20 protein-coding genes and 1 riboswitch are annotated in these 18641 nt (G+C 57.2%); of the genes, 19 read left to right on the plus strand and 1 reads right to left on the minus strand.

Annotated elements, in window-relative coordinates; all coding sequences use genetic code 11:
• Nucleotides 1-145 precede the first annotated feature (145 nt).
• The 6 genes from trhA to DFG60_RS02550 all read left to right on the plus strand — a co-directional run bounded on the left by trhA (nucleotide 146) and on the right by DFG60_RS02550 (nucleotide 4976).
• Nucleotides 146-856: a PAQR family membrane homeostasis protein TrhA gene (gene trhA / locus DFG60_RS02525; RefSeq protein WP_114570167.1), complete on the plus strand. Its 711-nt coding sequence runs from the start codon at nucleotides 146-148 to the stop codon at nucleotides 854-856.
• Nucleotides 853-1527: a TVP38/TMEM64 family protein gene (locus tag DFG60_RS02530; RefSeq protein ID WP_114570168.1), complete on the plus strand. Its 675-nt coding sequence runs from the start codon at nucleotides 853-855 to the stop codon at nucleotides 1525-1527. The genes trhA and DFG60_RS02530 overlap by 4 nt, the downstream gene beginning before the upstream one ends.
• Before the next feature lie 84 nt (nucleotides 1528-1611).
• The gene (locus tag DFG60_RS02535; protein ID WP_114570169.1) at nucleotides 1612-2529 is read left to right on the plus strand and encodes a proline dehydrogenase family protein; all 918 of its coding nucleotides are present in this window, start codon (nucleotides 1612-1614) and stop codon (nucleotides 2527-2529) included.
• 61 nt (nucleotides 2530-2590) lie between these two features.
• Nucleotides 2591-3322: an alpha/beta fold hydrolase gene (locus DFG60_RS02540; protein ID WP_157964468.1), complete on the plus strand. Its 732-nt coding sequence runs from the start codon at nucleotides 2591-2593 to the stop codon at nucleotides 3320-3322.
• A complete protein-coding gene (locus DFG60_RS02545; protein ID WP_232818596.1) occupies nucleotides 3315-4148 on the plus strand; it encodes a pentapeptide repeat-containing protein in 834 nt (277 codons plus the stop codon). Before DFG60_RS02540 ends, DFG60_RS02545 begins: the two co-directional genes overlap by 8 nt.
• Nucleotides 4149-4160: 12 nt before the next feature.
• Nucleotides 4161-4976, plus strand: a complete 816-nt coding sequence (locus DFG60_RS02550; RefSeq protein WP_114570172.1) for a DUF2785 domain-containing protein — start codon at nucleotides 4161-4163, stop codon at nucleotides 4974-4976.
• 37 nt (nucleotides 4977-5013) lie between these two features.
• Here DFG60_RS02550 and DFG60_RS02555 read toward each other — a convergent pair whose 3' ends face one another.
• Nucleotides 5014-5643: a class I SAM-dependent methyltransferase gene (locus DFG60_RS02555; RefSeq protein ID WP_114570173.1), complete on the minus strand. Its 630-nt coding sequence runs from the start codon at nucleotides 5641-5643 to the stop codon at nucleotides 5014-5016.
• A 183-nt stretch (nucleotides 5644-5826) separates the two neighbouring features.
• On the opposite strand from DFG60_RS02555, the gene DFG60_RS02560 reads away from it, so the two are divergent.
• From DFG60_RS02560 to DFG60_RS02620, 13 genes are all read left to right on the plus strand, one after another.
• Complete coding sequence (locus DFG60_RS02560; protein ID WP_114570174.1) at nucleotides 5827-8244, plus strand: 3-hydroxyacyl-CoA dehydrogenase/enoyl-CoA hydratase family protein; 2418 nt, start codon at nucleotides 5827-5829, stop codon at nucleotides 8242-8244.
• A 17-nt stretch (nucleotides 8245-8261) separates the two neighbouring features.
• Complete coding sequence (locus DFG60_RS02565; RefSeq protein ID WP_114570312.1) at nucleotides 8262-9452, plus strand: acetyl-CoA C-acetyltransferase; 1191 nt, start codon at nucleotides 8262-8264, stop codon at nucleotides 9450-9452.
• Nucleotides 9449-11233 carry an acyl-CoA dehydrogenase family protein gene (locus DFG60_RS02570; RefSeq protein WP_114570175.1) on the plus strand — a complete coding sequence of 595 codons (1785 nt, stop codon included), beginning with the start codon at nucleotides 9449-9451 and terminating at the stop codon, nucleotides 11231-11233. Before DFG60_RS02565 ends, DFG60_RS02570 begins: the two co-directional genes overlap by 4 nt.
• Before the next feature lie 78 nt (nucleotides 11234-11311).
• A complete protein-coding gene (locus tag DFG60_RS02575; protein WP_114570176.1) occupies nucleotides 11312-11764 on the plus strand; it encodes a DinB family protein in 453 nt (150 codons plus the stop codon).
• 37 nt (nucleotides 11765-11801) lie between these two features.
• Complete coding sequence (locus tag DFG60_RS02580; protein WP_114570313.1) at nucleotides 11802-12155, plus strand: arsenate reductase family protein; 354 nt, start codon at nucleotides 11802-11804, stop codon at nucleotides 12153-12155.
• Between the two features lie 64 nt (nucleotides 12156-12219).
• On the plus strand, nucleotides 12220-12603 hold the full coding sequence (gene gcvH, locus DFG60_RS02585; RefSeq protein ID WP_114570177.1) for a glycine cleavage system protein GcvH: 384 nt from the start codon (nucleotides 12220-12222) through the stop codon (nucleotides 12601-12603).
• A 78-nt stretch (nucleotides 12604-12681) separates the two neighbouring features.
• Nucleotides 12682-12960, plus strand: coding sequence for a thioredoxin family protein (locus tag DFG60_RS02590; RefSeq protein WP_114570178.1), 279 nt, complete (start codon nucleotides 12682-12684; stop codon nucleotides 12958-12960).
• A 546-nt stretch (nucleotides 12961-13506) separates the two neighbouring features.
• Nucleotides 13507-14151, plus strand: a complete 645-nt coding sequence (locus DFG60_RS02595) for a class I SAM-dependent methyltransferase (RefSeq protein WP_114570179.1) — start codon at nucleotides 13507-13509, stop codon at nucleotides 14149-14151.
• Nucleotides 14148-14618: an S-ribosylhomocysteine lyase gene (locus DFG60_RS02600; protein ID WP_198661531.1), complete on the plus strand. Its 471-nt coding sequence runs from the start codon at nucleotides 14148-14150 to the stop codon at nucleotides 14616-14618. The genes DFG60_RS02595 and DFG60_RS02600 overlap by 4 nt, the downstream gene beginning before the upstream one ends.
• Complete coding sequence (locus DFG60_RS02605; RefSeq protein ID WP_114570315.1) at nucleotides 14615-15538, plus strand: PLP-dependent cysteine synthase family protein; 924 nt, start codon at nucleotides 14615-14617, stop codon at nucleotides 15536-15538. Before DFG60_RS02600 ends, DFG60_RS02605 begins: the two co-directional genes overlap by 4 nt.
• Nucleotides 15531-16694: a bifunctional cystathionine gamma-lyase/homocysteine desulfhydrase gene (locus tag DFG60_RS02610; RefSeq protein ID WP_114570180.1), complete on the plus strand. Its 1164-nt coding sequence runs from the start codon at nucleotides 15531-15533 to the stop codon at nucleotides 16692-16694. Before DFG60_RS02605 ends, DFG60_RS02610 begins: the two co-directional genes overlap by 8 nt.
• 59 nt (nucleotides 16695-16753) lie before the next feature.
• A riboswitch (SAM riboswitch) is annotated at nucleotides 16754-16857 on the plus strand.
• An 80-nt stretch (nucleotides 16858-16937) separates the two neighbouring features.
• The gene (locus DFG60_RS02615; protein ID WP_114570181.1) at nucleotides 16938-17960 is read left to right on the plus strand and encodes a methionine ABC transporter ATP-binding protein; all 1023 of its coding nucleotides are present in this window, start codon (nucleotides 16938-16940) and stop codon (nucleotides 17958-17960) included.
• The gene (locus DFG60_RS02620; RefSeq protein ID WP_114570182.1) at nucleotides 17957-18619 is read left to right on the plus strand and encodes a methionine ABC transporter permease; all 663 of its coding nucleotides are present in this window, start codon (nucleotides 17957-17959) and stop codon (nucleotides 18617-18619) included. The genes DFG60_RS02615 and DFG60_RS02620 overlap by 4 nt, the downstream gene beginning before the upstream one ends.
• Nucleotides 18620-18641: the final 22 nt, after the last annotated feature.

The following is an 18641-nucleotide window of genomic DNA, read 5'->3' on the forward strand; positions in this document are numbered from 1 at the left end:
GTGCTCCTTGCGCAGGGTTTTTGTGTACAGAAAAACGGGAATATTTCACATGACAGTTTGTCAGAATATTCCCATCGCCTTTTTCAGGGGAAGAGGCGTATAATCATTTAGGTAGCATGTCTTTGAGAAGAAAGATGGTGAAACCATGGCAAATCAAACACTTAAAGAAAGCGTGAAAGAACACGCGAAAGAAACGCTGGATGAACTACTCGCCAAGGGCGATACATTGAAGGAAGAGATCGCGAGCGCGATCACGCACGGACTCGGGCTGATCTTCAGCATCACGGCGCTCGTCCTGCTCGTCGTCGCGGCGGTCGATTCCGGCAGCGCCTGGAACGTCACGGCCGTCAGCATCTTCGGAGCGACGATGATCCTGCTCTACCTGTTCTCGACGCTGATGCATTCGCTCATGTTCACACCGGCGAAACGCGTGCTCCAAATTCTTGACCACGCGGGTATCTACTTACTCATCGCAGGAAGCTATACGCCGTTCGCTCTCGTCACTTTGCGCGGACCGCTCGGCTGGACGCTGCTCGGGATCGTCTGGGGCGTCGGCATCCTCGGTATCATTTGGAAGCTGTTCTCGGCAGGCAAGTACGTCTGGATCTCGAACGTCTCGTACCTCGTGCTCGGCTGGTGTTGCTTGTTCGCGATCAAGCCGCTCTACCTCGAGCTTGGTTTGCAAGGGTTCCTTCTGTTGCTCGGCGGCGGGCTTGCCTATTCGCTCGGCGTCATCTTCTACGTCTGGGCGAAGCTGCCATACAACCATGCGATCTGGCATCTGTTCGTCCTCGCGGGTAGCGTGCTGATTTTCCTGTCGATCTTCCTGTACGTCGCACCGAACGCGATGTCATGAAGGAGCTTAAAATCCGGGATTGGTTGCCCTTTACGGTCTATCTGTCGCTCGGCGGATTGATTCTGCTCTACCTGCGCCTGTCCGGACGACTCGAGACGATCGACATCCCGGCGCTGTCGGACTGGATCGCGTCGCAAGGGATACCCGGCATGTTCCTTTATGTCCTCGTCTATGCGATTCGTCCGCTCTTTTTCTTTCCGGCCAGCCTGCTGACATTGTTCGGCGGCTATACATACGGACCGTGGCTCGGGATGTTGCTCGACGTGGTAGGGGCGGGGACGGGCGGACTGCTCAGCTTCTGGATCGCCCGGCTGCTCGGACGGCGCGGTGTCGAGAAGCTGACCGGAAACGGGCGGATGAACGACTGGGACGAGCGGATTGGACAGAACGGATTTCTGCTCGTGCTGCTCGTCCGCCTGATCCCGTTCATCCCGTTCGATGCGATCAGCTATGCGTCCGGCCTGTCGAAAATCCGCTTCAGGCAGTTCGCGGTCGCGAACTACCTCGGGATCATCCCGGGTGCATTCGTCTACAACAACATCGGGGCAAACCTCCGGGATCCCTATTCGTGGCGTTTCGCCGTCGCGATTCTTTTGTATGTCCTGTTCTTCATCGCCGGATTCTTCGTTCAGCGAAGGGTACGGAAAAAACAAAATTCAGACCATTTGTAAGCGCTTTATGTCATAATATCATTGCAAGGATGTTACCGTGTGACGACACACGTCTGAAAGTCTATTTAGGGGGAGTAATGAGTGATGGAACGAGTATTACGAGATGGATTTATCTTTTTATCCCAGAACAAGACGTTGAACGGTTTGGCTAAGAAATACGGGCTGAAGTTCGGCGCATCACGTTTTGTGGCGGGGGATTCGCTGGAGGCCTCGAAGCGGGCGATACAGAAATTGAACGCTGAAGGACTTTGCGTAACGATGGACCATCTGGGTGAGTTCATCTCGACGGTCGAAGAGGCAGAGATGATGACGCAGGAATGTATCCGTGCCGTCGAGATGATCGCGGAAGAAAAGCTGGATTCGCAGCTTTCACTCAAACTGACGTCACTCGGACTCGATATCTCGGATGAGCTGATCCGGGAGAACATGACACGCATCGTCAAACGGGCGAACGAACTCGGCGTCTTCGTCACGATCGACATGGAGGACGTCCCGCGTTGCGAGAAGACGATCGTCCTGTTCGAGGAGTTGCGCCAGCAGTTCGACAACATTGGTACGGTCATCCAGTCGTACCTCTATCGTTCGGAGGATGACATCAAACGCGTCGGTCGCTTCAAGACGAATCTCCGGATCGTCAAAGGGGCATACAAGGAGCCGGCGACGGTCGCCTTCCCTGAGAAAGAGGACGTCGATTATAACTACATCAAGCTCGTCAAGCTCCAGCTGTCGCTCGGCAACTATGCGGCGGTCGCGACGCATGACGACAACATGATCGAACAAGTCATCCGCTATACGGAAGAGAACGGCATCCCGCGTGACCAGTTCGAGTTCCAGATGCTCTACGGCATCCGGACGGAACGTCAGCTCGAGCTCTCGCGCCTCGGCTACAAGGTCCGCGTCTACGTCCCGTACGGCCGTGACTGGTACGGCTACTTCATGCGCCGTCTCGCAGAACGTCCGGCGAACGTGGCATTCGTCCTTAAAGGAATGGTAAAATCTTAATAGACAGTATGCGAACGCTCCGACGCTTGTCGGGGCGTTTTTTCGTGGAGGGATGAAGGCGATGATATATGAGACAAACCTGGGAAGGCGCTATGCGCAGACGGCGGGACCGGAAGAGGGGACGGTCGTCGTGCTCGAAGCGGGATACGGCAACGACTCGGATGTCTGGTCGGGTGTCGCAGGATTACTCGCGAAAGAGGCACGGGTGATCACCTATGACCGGGCTGGAATCGGCAGGAGCGAAGCGGTCAAGTCGCGCCGGACGAGCGGCGAGATGGTCGAGGAGCTGGCGGAACTGCTTCGCGAAATGGACGTAAAAACGCCCTATGTCCTCGTCGGTCACTCGTTCGGCGGGATCAACGTCCGCCTGTTCGCAGCACGCTATCCGGAGAAGGTGGCCGGACTCGTGCTCGTCGACGCGACGCCCGAGATGTACCAGGAGGAGTTTTTGCCGCACATGCCGCCTGCGTTCCGGGACGCTTATTTCAAACAGTTCACGCGGGAAGGGAACGCGGATGAGTTCAGGGAGAGTCTCGAGCAGATTCGGAGCAACCCGCAACCGCCTGACATCCCGCTTCTCGTGCTTTGCGCAGGCAGGAAGGATCACTACTCGATCGAGACGCAGGAACGGTGGAACAGGCTGCAACGCGAACTCGCACTGACCTCGACAAGAGGAGAATTCATCCTCTTTCAGGAGAGTGCCCATTTCATCCAGCACGATGCTCCGGATGAGTTCGTTCGCGCGGTCGGGAACTTCATCAAAAAATTGCGAGGGGGAAACCATGATGAGTAACGTTGGACAGGCACGCAGTCGACTGAAGGCGGATTGCGCGAATTGCTTCGGTCTCTGCTGCACCGCGCTCGGCTTCATGAAATCGGCGGATTTCGCGCTCGACAAGGCGAACGGGGTGCCGTGCCCGAACTTGCAGGACGACTACCGCTGCGGCATCCATCGCGAGTTGCGGACGACAGGATTCAAGGGGTGCACCGTATATGATTGCTTCGGTGCCGGGCAACATGTCTCACAGCGGACGTTCGCAGGACGGGACTGGAAGACGGACAAGGAGACGGCCGAGGCGATGTTCGCCGTCTTCCCGCAGATGGTCCAGCTGTTCGAGCTGCTCTGGCTGCTCGAGGAAGCGCAAGGCAAGACGTCGCGTCCCGAGTTGAAGGAGCAAGCCGAGCGCTTGCTCGGGAAGACGCGCGCGATGACGGACTTAAGTGCGCAGGAATTACGGCGACTGCAGATCGGCGAACACTGGCGGGAGGTCAACGATGTGTTGCTCCAAGTGAGCGAAGAAGTACGTGCCGGCATCGCTTCCGCTAAAAAACTGAACAAGAAGTTCGGGCGCGGCGCGGACCTGATCGGGGCGAAGCTGCAGGGGACGGACCTGTCGGGGGCGAATCTAAGGGGAGCATACTTGATCGCAGCGGACTTGAGAGAGACGCGTCTCGACCGGACAGACTTGGTCGGAGCGGATTTCCGTGACGCGGACATCAGGGGCGCGGATTTGAGCGGAAGCTTATTTTTGACCCAAATCCAGATGAACGCAGCTAAAGGCGACGGACGGACGCGATTGCCGGAAGGAATCGAGCGCCCGAGCCATTGGTGCGAATAAGGGGATAACTTCATGACGACGACAGGATTGAAAGAACGGTTGCAGGCGTTCGATAAGACGGACTTCGAACGGATGACGCCAGAGGAACGAAGCAGATTCACCTTGGATCTTGCCGGACAGATCGGTTCGACGGATGCCGAGTTGCGCGACAAGCTGATTTTCAAGGTGTTCTTCGAATTGATCCAGGCGGAGCTGATCGAAGAAGAAGAGAAGCGGAAGCTGTTCCGGTTCGCGACTGGACCGCAAGGCATTTTCTACAAAATCAAGGAAGCGGACGAGGACGCCGTGTTCACGCGCGCCTTCGCGAGTCTGTGGCTCGCGCTCCTGCTCTACTCGGACCGCAGCAAACCTTATCTCGGGACGTTGACCGATGGATTGAGCGAGACGTTCCTGCGCTACCTGGACGAGGAGCAGGACGTCCGCGGATTTGTCGACGGCAAAGGGTGGGCACACAGCACGGCGCACATCGCCGATGCAATCGATGAGTGGTTCCTGCATCCGGCGTGTGACCTGGAGCAACAGCAACTCGTCGAGCGCCTGGTCGCAACGGTCTGCGGCACTTCTCTCTACACGGACGAGGAGGACGAACGGGTCCTCAATCCGCTCGAGGCCCTGCTCAGCCGAGGTTATCCGCAAGAGAGGCTGATTGCCGTGATCGAGTCGCTGCCGTCGCGGGAGATGGATGGAGCGTCGACAGAAGAACGCTGGCATGCCTATCTCAACACGAAGCAGTTCCTGCGGACAGTGTTCTTCCGGTTCAAGGACTCGAATCATGAAGCGGTCGCGAAGGCGGCGGAATCGGTACTCAAACAATTGAAGAGCCATTAAAAGAAGAGGAATCCGGCGACGGATTCCTCTTTGGCTTCTAACGCGTCTTGAAGGCGAACACCGTCGAGAACGCCTGTGCCTGATCGAGCAGCCGGTCTCCGGTCAGGACGGCCCCTTCCTTCATGACGTTCTCGGAACCGAGCAGCGTCCAGCCGAGCTGACTCGCGAGCTGTTCGAGTTCCCACGGCATCATCGTATTCCCCATCGGCGCGTCCGACCCGAGCAGTCGGTCGAAGCTGTTCGCCCGCGGAGCCGCCGTCGGACCGAGCAGGCTGATGATCGCAAGCGGGGCGACGCGTGTCATCTCGTGGAGTGCGCGAAGCGGCCGGTCTGTCCATTCGAGCGAGTTGACGGCGAGGATGACGTCGAACGCCCCGTCCGAAAACGGTAAGGCGTCGAGGGATCCTTCGACGAACGTCGCGTGCGGTGTTCGCGCACGCGCGATTTTCAACATCTCATGTGACACATCGATTCCGGTCACCTCGAAATCGGTCAGCAGCCGGCAAGCGGCACCGTCGCCGCAACCGAGGTCGAGCAGGCGTCCTTGCTTGATGAAGCGGCGCAGGAACGGCAAGATCGTCTTCCGGCTGCCGCTCATCCACATCTCATCGGACTTCGCCGCCCAGGTCGCGGCGTATTCGTCCCACATCCGTATCGTTTCGTCCATGATGAACTCACCTCCACCTCCAGTCTAACAGGAAAATTCGACCATCGGAGCGATTTCCTGTTGCCACTGAATGGTTATTCATTTATGATTGAAGTGTAGAAGGGGCGATCGTTCGAACGGAAGCTTCTTTTTTTGTCAGTATAATGAATGGTTGTTCATTCAATTCAGGTCAGGGGGTAAATCATGACGAGTCAAATCGGTCAGGAGACCAAGCTACACGTGACGAAAAATATTCAGTTCGCCGTGATCATCGGTTCAGGGGTGATGGGGGCGGGGATTGCCGCACACCTCGCGAACGCAGGCATCCGGACGCTCATGCTTGATATCGTGCCAAAGGAATTGACGGCGCAGGAAGAAAAACAGGGTCTTACGCTCGAACACCCGGCAGTCAGAAGCCGGATCGCCCGCGAAAATCGCTTGAAGCTGCTTAAGCAGAACCCGGCACCACTCGCTGCGAAACATCTGATCGACTTGATCGAGGTCGGGAACCTCGAAGATGATCTCGAACGTCTGAAGGAAGCCGACTGGGTCGTCGAAGTCATCGTCGAGCGGCTCGACGTCAAACAAAAGCTGTTCACAGCAATCGAACCGTTCATTCGGGAAGACGCGATCGTCAGCTCGAACACGTCCGGCATCTCGATCGAGGCGATGTGCGAAGGGCGCTCGGAATCGTTCAAATCGCGTTTCCTCGGTACACACTTCTTCAATCCGCCGCGCTACCTCAAACTGCTCGAGCTGATCCCGACGAAGGAAACTCACGAGGATGTCATATCGTTCATGAAACAGTTCGCGGAAGAACGTCTCGGCAAAGGTGTCGTCATCGCGAAGGACACGCCGAACTTCATCGGCAACCGGATCGGGACGTATGGTCTGCTCGTGACGATGGACGAGATGGTCAAAGGCGGCTATTCGATCGGTGAGGTCGACTCCGTGACAGGACCGCTGCTCGGACGTCCGAGCTCGGCGACATTCCGGACGCTCGACGTCGTCGGCATCGACACGTTCGTCCATGTCGCGAACAACGTCCATGACCTCCTGCCTGAAGGCGAGGAGAAGGACATGTTCCGCGTGCCGGAAGCGATGCAACGGCTCGTCGCGCAAGGATCGCTCGGTGCGAAGAGTGGACAAGGCTTCTACAAGAAGGTAGGCAAGGAGATCAAGGAACTTGATCTTACGTCATTCGAATACGTCGAAAAGAAAGCGCTTACTGAACCGTCGATCGGACAGGCGAAGGCATTGCCTGGCGCGAAGAACAAGCTGAAGGCCGTCGTGTTCGCGAAGGACCGGGCCGGTGCGTTGCTCTGGCCGATCCATGCGAAGACGCTCGTCTATTCGGCGCAGCTGACAGGTGAGATCGCAGACGACATCAAGGCGATCGACGAAGCGATGAAATGGGGCTTCGGCTGGAAAATGGGACCGTTCGAGACGTGGGACGCGCTCGGTGTCGAGAAGACGGCTGCGAAGATGAAGGCGGACGGATACGACGTACCGGCATGGGTCGACGAGATGCTCGAGAGCGGACACGCTTCGTTCTATGACGCAGAAGGAAACCACTACGATTTTAAGACGAAGACATACGTGGCACCTAAACGTAATCCGAAAGAAATCAACCTGACTGCCGTCCGCAAGTCGAACGGCGTCATTCTCGAGAATAACGGCGCGCGCCTGATGGACCTCGGTGACGACGTCGCCGTCCTCGAGTTCACGTCGAAGAGCAACGCGATCGGCGTCGATATCATGCAGATGATCGAACAATCGATCGACAAGGTGGCGGAAGGACACCGCGGTCTCGTCATCGCGAACGACGGCAAGAACTTCTGCGTCGGCGCGAACCTCGCCATGATGCTGATGGAGGCGGAAGACGAGAACTGGTTCGAACTCGACTGGATCATCAACAAGTTCCAGCAGGTCATCCAGAAGATGCGTTACGCATCTCGTCCGATCGTCGTCGCACCGCAGGGCATGACGCTCGGCGGCGGAACGGAGATTTCATTGCCGGCAGCGCGTCTCCAGGCGGGGCTCGAGACATACATGGGACTCGTCGAAGTAGGAGTCGGTCTGATTCCTGGCGGCGGCGGAAACGTCAACACGTATCGCCGTCTGCTCGAGAACACGCCGGACGGTCTGCAGAACCTCGAGAAGGCTGCACAGAAGACGTTCCAGAACGTCGCGATGGCGAAAGTATCGAAGTCGGCGTTCGAGGCACGTGAGCTCGGATATGTCCGAAACGTCGACGGCATCTCGATGAACCGTGATCACCTGACGCATGATGCGAAACAGATCGTCCTCGAACTTGACCGCAAAGGCTACACGCCTCCGGCTCACGCGAAGATCCCGGTCGTCGGCCGCGTCGGCAAGGCAGCGCTCGAACTCGCTGTCTATGAGATGTTCTATGGCGGGTACGTCTCGGAACATGACTTGAAGATCGCGAAGAAGCTCGCCCACGTCATCTCGGGCGGAGACGTCGCGTTCGGCACGGAAGTCGATGAGCAGTACATGCTCGACATCGAGCGCGAGGCGTTCCTCAGCTTGATTGGTGAAATGAAGACACAACAACGGATGCAGCACATGCTTGTCAAAGGCAAGCCGCTCCGCAACTGAACGGGGGGAATCGGATGATGAAGGAAGCAGTGATCGTCGCCGGCGCACGGACGCCGGTCGGCAAGGCGAAAAAAGGGTCATTCAAGGCGATGCGCTCGGACGAGCTCGCGGGAATCGCGATCGCAGAGACGCTCAGACGGGCGAACTATACGGGTGAGGTCGATGATGTCATCCTCGGGTGTGCGATGCCGGAGGCGGAGCAGGGGATGAACATCGCCCGTTACGCGGCGGTGCGCGGCGGCTTGTCGCACGAGGTCCCGGCCATCACGATCAACCGGTACTGCTCGTCAGGTCTCCAGTCGATCGCGGATGCGGCGGCGAAGATCATGACGGGACAAGCGAAGGCGGTCATCGCCGGCGGACTCGAGACGATGAGCCTCGTGCAAATGCCGGGGCACGTCGTCCGGCCGAACCCGGAAATCGTCAAGACGGAACCGGAATACTACATGAGCATGGGCCATACGGCGGAACAAGTCGCGTCGACGTACAACGTCTCGCGCGAGGACCAGGATGCGTTCGCGCTCAAGAGCCATCAGAAGGCGGCTGCGGCGATCCGGGAAGGGCGTTTCCAGGATGAGATCGTCCCGGTGACGGTGACGGAGCACGTCGTCGGACCGGACAACAAGGTCAAGGAAGTGACATGGACGGTCGAGCACGACGAAGGCGTCCGTGAGGATTCGACGATCGAAGGACTTGCGAAGCTGCGTCCGGCGTTCAAGCTCGGCGGAAGCGTCACGGCAGGGAACTCGTCGCAGACGTCTGACGGCGCGGCAGCCGTGCTCGTCATGGAACGGGAAGAGGCGGAGCGTCAAGGCCTGACGCCGCTCGCGAAGTTCAAGTCGTTCGCGGTCGGAGGAGTCCGTCCGGAAGTGATGGGCATCGGACCGGTCGTCGCCATCCCGAAGGCGCTTGAACTCGCAGGCATCACACTCGAGGATGTCGGTCTGATCGAATTGAACGAGGCATTCGCTTCGCAGTCGATCGGCGTCATCCGCGAACTCGGATTGAACGAGGAAATCGTCAACGTCAACGGCGGCGCGATCGCACTCGGGCATCCGCTCGGTTGTACTGGAACGAAACTGACGCTGTCGCTCATCCATGAGATGAAGCGGCGCGGAACGAAATATGGCGTCGTCTCGATGTGTATCGGCGGCGGAATGGGCGCAGCAGGCGTATTCGAATTGATCGAAGGAGGAAATGGACAATGAGCCAAACGACAAACGAAATCATCAAAGGTGGCAGCTTCGTACTTGATTCACTCGCACCGGAACGTCTCTTCACACCGGAGGACTTCACGGAGGAGCATAAGATGATCGGCGACATGACGGCGAGCTTCGTCGAGGACCGTGTCGTCCCGGTACTTGAGCGGATCGAGAAACACGAGTTCGAGCTGTCGGTCGGCTTGCTCCGTGAAGCGGGCGAGCTCGGTCTCCTCGGCGCGGACGTGCCGGAAGAGTACGGCGGCTTCCAGATGGACAAGATCTCGTCTTCGATCATCACGGAGAAGTTCGCGCGCGGCCGTTCGTTCGCGCTCAGCTACGGGGCGCACGTCGGGATCGGTTCGCTGCCGATCGTCTTCTTCGGAAACGAAGAACAGAAGAAGAAGTATTTGCCGAAGCTCGCGTCGGGCGAGTGGATCGCATCGTACGCCTTGACGGAGCCGGGCTCAGGTTCTGACGCGCTCGGCGCGCGTGCGACTGCGGTCTTGAACGAGGCAGGTACGCACTATATCCTGAACGGGGAGAAACAATGGATCACGAACGCCGGCTTCGCAAGCTTGTTCGTCGTCTACGCGAAGATCGACGGCGAGAAGTTCACGGCCTTCCTCGTCGAAGGATCGTACCCTGGCGTCTCGACAGGTGTCGAGGAGCAAAAGATGGGAATCAAAGGTTCGTCGACTCGTACGCTGATCCTCGAAGATGCGGAAGTACCGGTCGAGAACGTCCTTGGTGAGATCGGGCGCGGCCACGTCATCGCCTTCAACATCCTGAACGTCGGACGTTACAAGCTCGCGATGGGCGCGGTCGGTTCCTCGAAACGCGCGATCGACCTCTCGGTGCAGTACGCGAATGAGCGCAAGCAGTTCAAGACGCCGATCAGCTCGTTCCCGCTCATCCAGGAGAAGCTCGCGACGATGGCTGCGCAGACGTATGCGATGGAGAGCTCGGTCTACCGGACAGGCGGCCTCTTCCAGGACAGCCTCGATCAGCTGAGCGAAGAGGAGAGCAAGGACGGCAAGAAGATTGCCGACGCGATCGCTGAATACGCGATCGAATGCTCGATGAACAAAGTGTTCGCGTCTGAGACGTTCGACTACGTCATCGACGAGGCGGTCCAGATCCACGGCGGATACGGCTTCATGGCAGAGTACGAAGTCGAGAACATGTACCGTGACTCGCGAATCAACCGGATCTTCGAGGGGACGAACGAGATCAACCGTCTGCTCGTACCGGGCACGTTGCTCAAGAAGGCGATGAAAGGTGACTTGCCGCTCCTCGCTGAGGCGCAGAACCTCCAGCAGGAAGTCATGAGCTACATGCCGGCTGAAGTCGGCAACGAGCCGCTCGACCGCGAGCGTCACCTCCTTTCGATGATGAAGAAGATCTTCCTCTTGACGGCAGGTACGGCTGTCCAGAAGTACCAGGACAAGCTCCAGGGCGAGCAGGAGATCCTCGCGAACGTCGCGGACATCATGAGTGCGATCTATGCGCTCGAGTCGGCCATCGTCCGTACGGAAAAGGCGATCGCTGCGAAGGGTGAGGAGAAGAACGCACAAAAAATCCTCTACACGGAAGTGTTCGCGCAGCAGGCGTTCGAGGAAGTCGAACAGCACGCGAAAGAGACGCTCTACGCCTCTGTGAGCGGAGACAATCTCCGGATGCTGCTGTCGGCGCTGAAGAAGTTCAGCCGCTATCAGCCGATCAACATGATCGGAACGAAACGCCAGGTCGCGAAACGTTTGATCGAAGCGAACAAGTACGTCGTCTGAAGTGAGGTTTAACGGTTCGCCTTTGCAGGAAATTCTTCTGTGAAGGCGAATTTTTTCTTTGTGAGGAGGCGAAGCGCTGTGAGACAGGAAGTGAAGGAGCTCGCTTTTGCAATCGAGTATTACAAGTCGCTCGAGAAGCTGAAGGATGCGGAGTGGAACGCGCCGCTCAAGGAAGGGAGCTGGACGATCGCTGAGTGCGTCGGCCATCTCTATATGTGGGACCGCTATTACTACGACCATGCGATCTCGAAGCTGCCGCACGAGAAGCTGACGCTCGTCGAGCATGACTACGATGAGTTCAACCGGCTCGCGGCGGAGTACGCCCACCATATCACGCAGCATGACTTGCTGAAGAAAGCGGTCGAGGTCCGGCGTGACATCATCGAGAAGCTCGAGAAGCTGTCTGATGCAGAATATGAGAAGAAATATGAGGACCGTTTCCGGCCGAAGGGATTTGCGATCTCGTTCTCCGATCACGACACACACCATCAGGATCAGATCGACGCCGCGCTCGCCCGCTTGAATGGCTGACGTGCGTTCTGATACGCTAGAGGGCGAGGTGATGGAAATGGTGACAATGTATGGGTATCCGAAATGCAGCACGTGCGTCAAGGCGAAAAAGGCGCTCGAGGCGAACGGTGTCGAGGTCGACTACAAGCATATCGTCGAGGAGACGCCGGACGCCTCCCTGCTGAAGGAGCTACAGCAAAAGAGCGGTGTTCCGCTGAAGAAATGGTTCAACACGAGCGGACAGGTCTACCGCTCCCTCGGGCTGAAGGACAAACTTGACGGGATGACGGAACAGGAGCAGTACGCGCTCCTCGCGAGCGACGGGATGCTGCTCAAGCGGCCGATCGTGACGGACGGCCATCAGGTGACGCTCGGCTTCAAAGAAGAGACGTTCGCCGAAAAATGGTACTAATCCTATACGCCCGTTTGGTATACTAGAACAGTCAGTACATCATTCGCACAGGGGGAATCAGACAATGAGTCAAATCAAGGACAACCTACGCTACTCGGAAGAACACGAATGGGTCGAAGTGAATGGCAACAAGGCACGCATCGGAATCACGGATTTCGCGCAACACGAACTTGGGGACATCGTCTTCGTCGAACTTCCGGAAGTCGGCGCGACGATCGCTGCGAACGAGCCGTTCGGTTCGGTCGAGTCGGTCAAGACCGTGTCGGAACTTTATGCCCCGGTTTCAGGCAAAGTCGTCGCGATCAACGAATCGCTCTCTGACTCACCGGAACTCGTCAACGAATCGCCGTTCGAAGGCGCATGGATGATCGACATCGAACTCTCTGATGAGTCTGAGCTCGACGGTTTGATGGATGCTGCTGCCTACAAATCGATGATCAACGAATAATACTTACCGGGACTTGAGCATGGGGCTTTCCATGCCGGGTCCTTTTTTGTATTCTTCATTTAGAGAGGGAGTGAGCGAATGCTGGAAGTACAACATGCCCCGTCCGACGGAATTTTGTATGTCTATGCACCGATGTGCGGGACGTGTGCAGTCGCGCGCCGGATGCTCGAGGTCGTCGAGGCGGTGAAGCCCGACATTACGGTACACTCGGCGAACGGGAACTTCATCCCGGACTTCATGGAACAAGAGCGCATCATGAGCGTCCCGGCGCTGCTCAGGCTGGAGCAGGGGCGTGTCATCGAGCGTATATACGCCTTTCAATCGGTGGAAAACGTTCTCCTGTTTTGCCAAAAATGACAAGAGTGTGACGAGTTCACACTCTTGATTTTAAATTGTCGGAATATTTACAATAATCCGTTGACAATGATAATTTGTGAATGGTATATTCATAACAACTTCAAGAAATGCATCACATAGGAAGTCTGGCAGAGTCCCGGACCTCCTTGTCTGAAACAGTCGGACCCGTTTCAAGCATCTGTCGTCCCTCTTCATCTCATCCCTTAAGTCGTCCCCCAAAGACGAAGCGATGACTGGAGAAGGCGGCTCGATCGAGACGGAGGGAACCGCTGTATACGGCAAGGACAGACGGAATTCGAAAGGGCACCGTTCCTCTGTTGCGACGAGCGAATAAGTTCGTTTCAGAGCTGGGTTTTCCTTCCCCGCATTTCTTACCACATTATTTGCGTCGCTGGTCTCCAGCGGCGCCTTTTTTTGTGCGCTTTTTGGGATTTGCGTGCTTGCTATTGAAGAACGAGCCTGCTAGTATGATGGATAAGTAAAATAAACTTAAATTCATATCCGTTTAGTCGGAATTAAATTTTAGCGGTTGGGGGAATCAACGAAATGACGATTCGATTCATGGATGTCTTCACGGAGTGGGCAGCTTCTTATGACGAGGCGGTCACGGGGCATGACCCGCAATATAAGGATGTATTTCTGCGGTATGACGAAATCCTCGATGCCGTGGCGGAACGGGCGACGACGCCTGTGACCGAGTTCGGTGCAGGGACGGGTAATTTGACAGGGCGTCTCCTCGCAAGAGGGATCGAAGTGACCGCGGTCGAGCCAAGCCCGGAGATGCGGGAAATCCTGATCGACAAGATCAAGGATGTCAACGTCCAGGACGGTCATTTCCTCTCGTTCGACGCGGAAGGGACGAACAGCTTCGTCTCGACCTACGCGTTTCATCATTTGACGGACACGGAGAAGGGGGAGGCGATCGGACTGATGGCGGACATCCTCCCGGTCGGAGGGAAGATCGTCTATGCCGACACGATGTTCTTGACGGAGCAGGAACGACTCGATGTCATCCGCGAAGCGCGTGAGAAACAATTCGACGCACTCGCTGACGATCTCGAGCGCGAGTTCTACCCGATCATCCCGGTCGTACAGGATTTGTTCGAGAAGCAGGGGTTCAACATATCGTTCGAAAGACAAAATAAATTCGTCTGGCTCGTAGAAGCCGAGAAAATGGAGGAATCAGCATGAGTGTCGAACTGAAGAAAATGAACGTAGAGAGTTTCAACCTGGACCATACGAAAGTCGTCGCACCTTACGTCCGCGTCGCGGGATATAAAAAAGGAACAGTCGACCAGGTCGTCAAATACGATATCCGCTTCACGCAGCCGAACGTCGAACAGATGCCGATGCGCGCGATGCACACGCTCGAACATCTCCTTGCCGAGAACATCCGCAATTACTCGGACGACGTCATCGACGTCTCGCCGATGGGATGCCAGACAGGATTCTATATGGCGATGATGAACATGGATTCTGTCGAGAAGATGAGCGAGCTCGTCGAACAGACGCTCGAGGACGTCCTCGCGGCGACAGAGATTCCGGCGCAAAACGAAGTCCAATGCGGTTTCGCGATCGCGCACGACCTTAAGGGAGCGAAGCATTATGCGGAAAAAATGCTCGAAGGACGCGATTCATGGGGAAGCGTCTTCGGATGATCGTCAAATCAGTCAGGGAGCTCGTCGGCAATACGCCACTCTACGAGATCACTTCGCTCGATTTGCCCGCTGGTACGCGCATTCTGGCGAAGCTCGAATGGATGAACCCTGGTGGCAGCGTCAAAGACCGCCTCGGTATCCAGTTAATTGACACGGCGATCGAGCAGGGGCTCGTGTCGCGCGGGGGAGTGATCATCGAACCGACCGCCGGCAACACCGGCATCGGACTCGCGCTCGCAGCAAAAGAACACGAGCTCGACGTCATCTGTGTCGTCCCGGAAAAATTCAGCATCGAGAAGCAGACGCTCATGCGCGCACTCGGTGCGACGGTCATCAACACACCGACGGAGCTCGGCATGCAGGGGGCGATTGACGAGGCGAGAAGGCTCGGCGGATCGACACCGAACAGCTATGTCCCGTTGCAGTTCGAGAACATGGACAATCCAGTCACTTATCAGCGGACACTCGGTCCTGAGCTGATCGCAGACGTCGAGCAGATCGACTGGTTCGTCGCAGGTTGCGGATCAGGCGGGACGTTCGCCGGCACGGCAGCCTACCTCAAGGAACGGATGAACACACGGGCGGCGATCGTCGAGCCGGAAGGATCCGTGCTGAACGGTGGAGAAGCCGGTCCACACCGGACGGAAGGCATCGGGACGGCCTCCTGGCCGGTCATCGTCGAACGTAGTCTCGTCGATGAGATTCACACGATCACGGACCGTGACGCATTCAGCCACGTCCATCTTCTCGCCGAACGGGAAGGACTGCTCGTCGGCAGTTCGTCGGGAGCTGCGCTCGCGGCAGCGATCGATATCGCGAAGCGGCATCCGGGCGCGACGATCGTGACGGTGTTCCCGGACAGTGCAGAACGTTACCTCAGCCAACAAATCTTTGAAAAGGTGGACGATATATATGCGTAAGAAGACAGCACTCATTCACGGAGGGACAGGCGTCGACCAGGCGACGGGCGCAGTCACGCCGCCGATCTATCAGACGAGCACATACAAGCAGGAGAAGATCGGCAAGCTGAAGGGGTATGAGTACTCACGTACGGCGAACCCGACCCGGACGAGCATCGAGACGCTGATCGCAGACCTCGAAGGAGGCGTGCGCGGCTTCGCGTTCGGATCAGGGATGGCAGCCATCCATGCTGTCTTCCAGCTCCTCTCGTCAGGCGACCATATCGTCATGACGGATGATGTCTATGGTGGGACATACCGTCTGATGAAACGTGTCCTGCCGAAGTTCGGCATCGAGGTGACGTTCGTCGACACGACGGACCTCAAGGCGACGGAAGAGGCGATCCAGCCGAACACGAAGATGCTCTACCTCGAGACGCCGACGAATCCGCTGCTCAAGGTGACGGACATCGAAGCCGTATCGCATCTCGCTAAATCATATGAGCTGACGGTCGTCGTCGATAACACGTTCTCGACGCCGTATTTCCAGCAACCGCTCGCACTCGGAGCGGATATCGTCCTCCACAGCGCGACGAAATACGTCGGCGGGCACTCGGACGTCGTCGCAGGTCTCGTCGTCGTCAAGGACGAGAATCTCGGAGAGGATCTCCACTTCATCCAGAACTCGACAGGCGGCATCCTCGGACCGCAGGACAGCTTCCTGCTCGTCCGCGGTCTCCGGACGCTCGGCATCCGGATGGATGCGATCGAGGAGACGGCACACGCGCTCGTCGATTTCCTGAAGACGCAAGACAGCGTGACGAAGATTTTCTATCCGGGACTTGCCGATCATCCGGGCCATGCGACGCAAGCGAAGCAGGCGACGGGGTTCGGCGGTATGATCAGTTTCGACGTCGGCTCGGCCGAGAACGCAGAACGTCTCGTCGAGGCGACACGCTACTTCACGCTCGCTGAGAGCTTAGGGGCGGTCGAGAGCCTGATTTCGGTCCCTGCCCGGATGACGCATGCGTCGATCCCGGCGGAGCGCCGCGCTGAGCTCGGCATCACGGACGGCCTCGTCCGGATCTCGGTCGGCCTCGAGGACGTGGAAGACTTGAAGGAAGATCTCGAACAAGCCTTTTCGCTTCTAACGAAATTTTCTGAGAAAAACGTTTGACAAGCGAAAAAACCCCTGCTAATATTCAGATTATATTAAAAATAACTTAATACCGATTACTCTTATCGAGAGTGGTGGAGGGACTGGCCCGATGAAACCCGGCAACCGCGGATTATTCCGAAGTGGTGCTAATTCCAGCAGACAAACGTCTGGGAGATGAGAGCAAATGGTTTTGTGCATGAAAGTGCGCGCGTTTGCTCTAAAACGTGCGCGCTTTTTTTGTATATTTTGGGAGGGAAAGTCTTGATTCGTCTACAAAATCTCGCGAAGGTCTACAAGACGCGTCACGGTGCGATCAACGCCGTGACGGACGTCGACTTGACGATCGAACGCGGAGAAATCTTTGGTATCATCGGCTATTCTGGAGCCGGTAAGTCGACGTTGATCCGTCTGCTCAACATGCTTGAGACGCCGACGAGCGGCAGCATCCAGATCGACGGCGTCGAAATGACGACGCTCAAGCCGAAGGAACTCCGGGGCGTCCGGAAAAACGTCTCGATGGTGTTCCAGCACTTCAATCTGCTTTGGTCGCGGACGGTCGAGGAGAACATCGCCTTCCCGCTCGAGCTCGCAGGTTATCCGAAAGCGAAGCGCGCGGAGCGTGTAGCGGAACTCGTCCAGCTCGTTGGTCTCGACGGACGGGAGAAGAACTATCCGTCACAGCTGTCGGGCGGTCAGAAACAGCGGGTCGGCATCGCACGTGCCCTCGCATCGAACCCGGACGTCCTGCTGTGCGACGAGGCGACGAGCGCGCTCGATCCGAAGACGACGGACTCGATCCTCGACCTGCTCGTCGACATCAATCAGAAGCTCGGGCTGACGATCGTCCTCATCACGCATGAGATGCACGTCATCCAAAAGATCTGTCATCGCGTCGCGGTCATGGAAGGCGGAAAGATCGTCGAACAGGGTCCTGTTCTGCAGGTGTTCCGTCATCCGGAGCAACCGATCACGCGTGAGTTCGTCAAGCAGTTGACGACGCCGAACGAGAATGAGCTGACGTTCAGCCACCTGCGCGAACGTTATCCGACCGGCCGGATCGTTCAACTGACGTTCGTCGGAACATCGGCTGAGAGCCCGATCCTTGCCGAGGTGATGAAGGACGCAGACGTCCTCTTCAACATCATCGGGGGAAGCGTCAGCCAGACGCAGGACGGCGCGATCGGCACACTCTTCGTCCAGTTGATCGGAGAAGCGGACAAAGCGGATCATTCGATCGCGAAGCTTCGGGAGAATGGCGTCGAAGTGGAGGTGGATGAGCGATGAAATGGTTTGAGAACATCGATTGGGTCCAAATGTGGGAAGCGACGCAAGAGACGCTCTACATGACGGGCATCGCGGGACTGTTCACGTTCGTCTTCGGTCTTATTCTAGGTCTTCTGCTGTATGCGACGAACGAGGAGCTGCTCTTCAAGAACCGGACGGCTTACAGCGTCCTCAGCTTCTTTACGAACATCTTCCGGGCGATCCCGTTCATCATCCTGCTGATCCTGCTCTTCCCGGTGACGAAGATCATCACCGGTTCGATCATCGGATCGGAAGCGGCACTACCGGCGCTCATCGTCGGGGCTGCACCATTCTACGCGCGGATGGTCGAACTCGGCCTGCGTGAAGTCGATAAGGGAGTCATCGAAGCGGCCGAATCAATGGGCGCTACGAAGCTTCAAATCATCTTGAAAGTACTCATCCCGGAGGCGCTCCCGGCGATCGTTTCCGGAATCACCGTCACGCTCGTCGCACTCGTCGGCTACACGGCGATGGCCGGTGTCGTAGGCGGCGGCGGGCTCGGGAATCTGGCCTATCTCGAAGGCTTCCAGCGCTCTCAAAACGATGTGACGGTCATGGCGACGATCCTCGTGCTCGTCATCGTCTTCGTCATCCAATTCATCGGCGACATCCTCGTCCGGTCGATCGATAAACGCTAATCACACACTAGGAGGAATCATT

It is taken from the genome of Exiguobacterium flavidum (assembly GCF_003344535.1).
Classification (GTDB): Bacteria; Bacillota; Bacilli; order Exiguobacteriales; family Exiguobacteriaceae; genus Exiguobacterium_A; species Exiguobacterium_A flavidum.

What these genes read in the sequence shown, in the direction of transcription:
- DFG60_RS02610 (WP_114570180.1), top strand. Translation starts at nt 15,531, where the DNA reads ATGCGTAAGAAGACAGCACTCATTCACGGAGGGACAGGCGTCGACCAG.
- DFG60_RS02600 (WP_198661531.1), top strand. Translation starts at nt 14,148, where the DNA reads ATGAGTGTCGAACTGAAGAAAATGAACGTAGAGAGTTTCAACCTGGAC.
- DFG60_RS02555 (WP_114570173.1), bottom strand. Translation starts at nt 5,643, where the DNA reads ATGGACGAAACGATACGGATGTGGGACGAATACGCCGCGACCTGGGCG.
- DFG60_RS02540 (WP_157964468.1), top strand. Translation starts at nt 2,591, where the DNA reads ATGATATATGAGACAAACCTGGGAAGGCGCTATGCGCAGACGGCGGGA.
- DFG60_RS02605 (WP_114570315.1), top strand. Translation starts at nt 14,615, where the DNA reads ATGATCGTCAAATCAGTCAGGGAGCTCGTCGGCAATACGCCACTCTAC.
- DFG60_RS02590 (WP_114570178.1), top strand. Translation starts at nt 12,682, where the DNA reads ATGCTGGAAGTACAACATGCCCCGTCCGACGGAATTTTGTATGTCTAT.
- trhA (WP_114570167.1), top strand. Translation starts at nt 146, where the DNA reads ATGGCAAATCAAACACTTAAAGAAAGCGTGAAAGAACACGCGAAAGAA.
- gcvH (WP_114570177.1), top strand. Translation starts at nt 12,220, where the DNA reads ATGAGTCAAATCAAGGACAACCTACGCTACTCGGAAGAACACGAATGG.
- DFG60_RS02580 (WP_114570313.1), top strand. Translation starts at nt 11,802, where the DNA reads ATGGTGACAATGTATGGGTATCCGAAATGCAGCACGTGCGTCAAGGCG.
- DFG60_RS02620 (WP_114570182.1), top strand. Translation starts at nt 17,957, where the DNA reads ATGAAATGGTTTGAGAACATCGATTGGGTCCAAATGTGGGAAGCGACG.
- DFG60_RS02595 (WP_114570179.1), top strand. Translation starts at nt 13,507, where the DNA reads ATGACGATTCGATTCATGGATGTCTTCACGGAGTGGGCAGCTTCTTAT.
- DFG60_RS02535 (WP_114570169.1), top strand. Translation starts at nt 1,612, where the DNA reads ATGGAACGAGTATTACGAGATGGATTTATCTTTTTATCCCAGAACAAG.
- DFG60_RS02570 (WP_114570175.1), top strand. Translation starts at nt 9,449, where the DNA reads ATGAGCCAAACGACAAACGAAATCATCAAAGGTGGCAGCTTCGTACTT.
- DFG60_RS02530 (WP_114570168.1), top strand. Translation starts at nt 853, where the DNA reads ATGAAGGAGCTTAAAATCCGGGATTGGTTGCCCTTTACGGTCTATCTG.
- DFG60_RS02565 (WP_114570312.1), top strand. Translation starts at nt 8,262, where the DNA reads ATGAAGGAAGCAGTGATCGTCGCCGGCGCACGGACGCCGGTCGGCAAG.
- DFG60_RS02550 (WP_114570172.1), top strand. Translation starts at nt 4,161, where the DNA reads ATGACGACGACAGGATTGAAAGAACGGTTGCAGGCGTTCGATAAGACG.
- DFG60_RS02545 (WP_232818596.1), top strand. Translation starts at nt 3,315, where the DNA reads ATGAGTAACGTTGGACAGGCACGCAGTCGACTGAAGGCGGATTGCGCG.
- DFG60_RS02560 (WP_114570174.1), top strand. Translation starts at nt 5,827, where the DNA reads ATGACGAGTCAAATCGGTCAGGAGACCAAGCTACACGTGACGAAAAAT.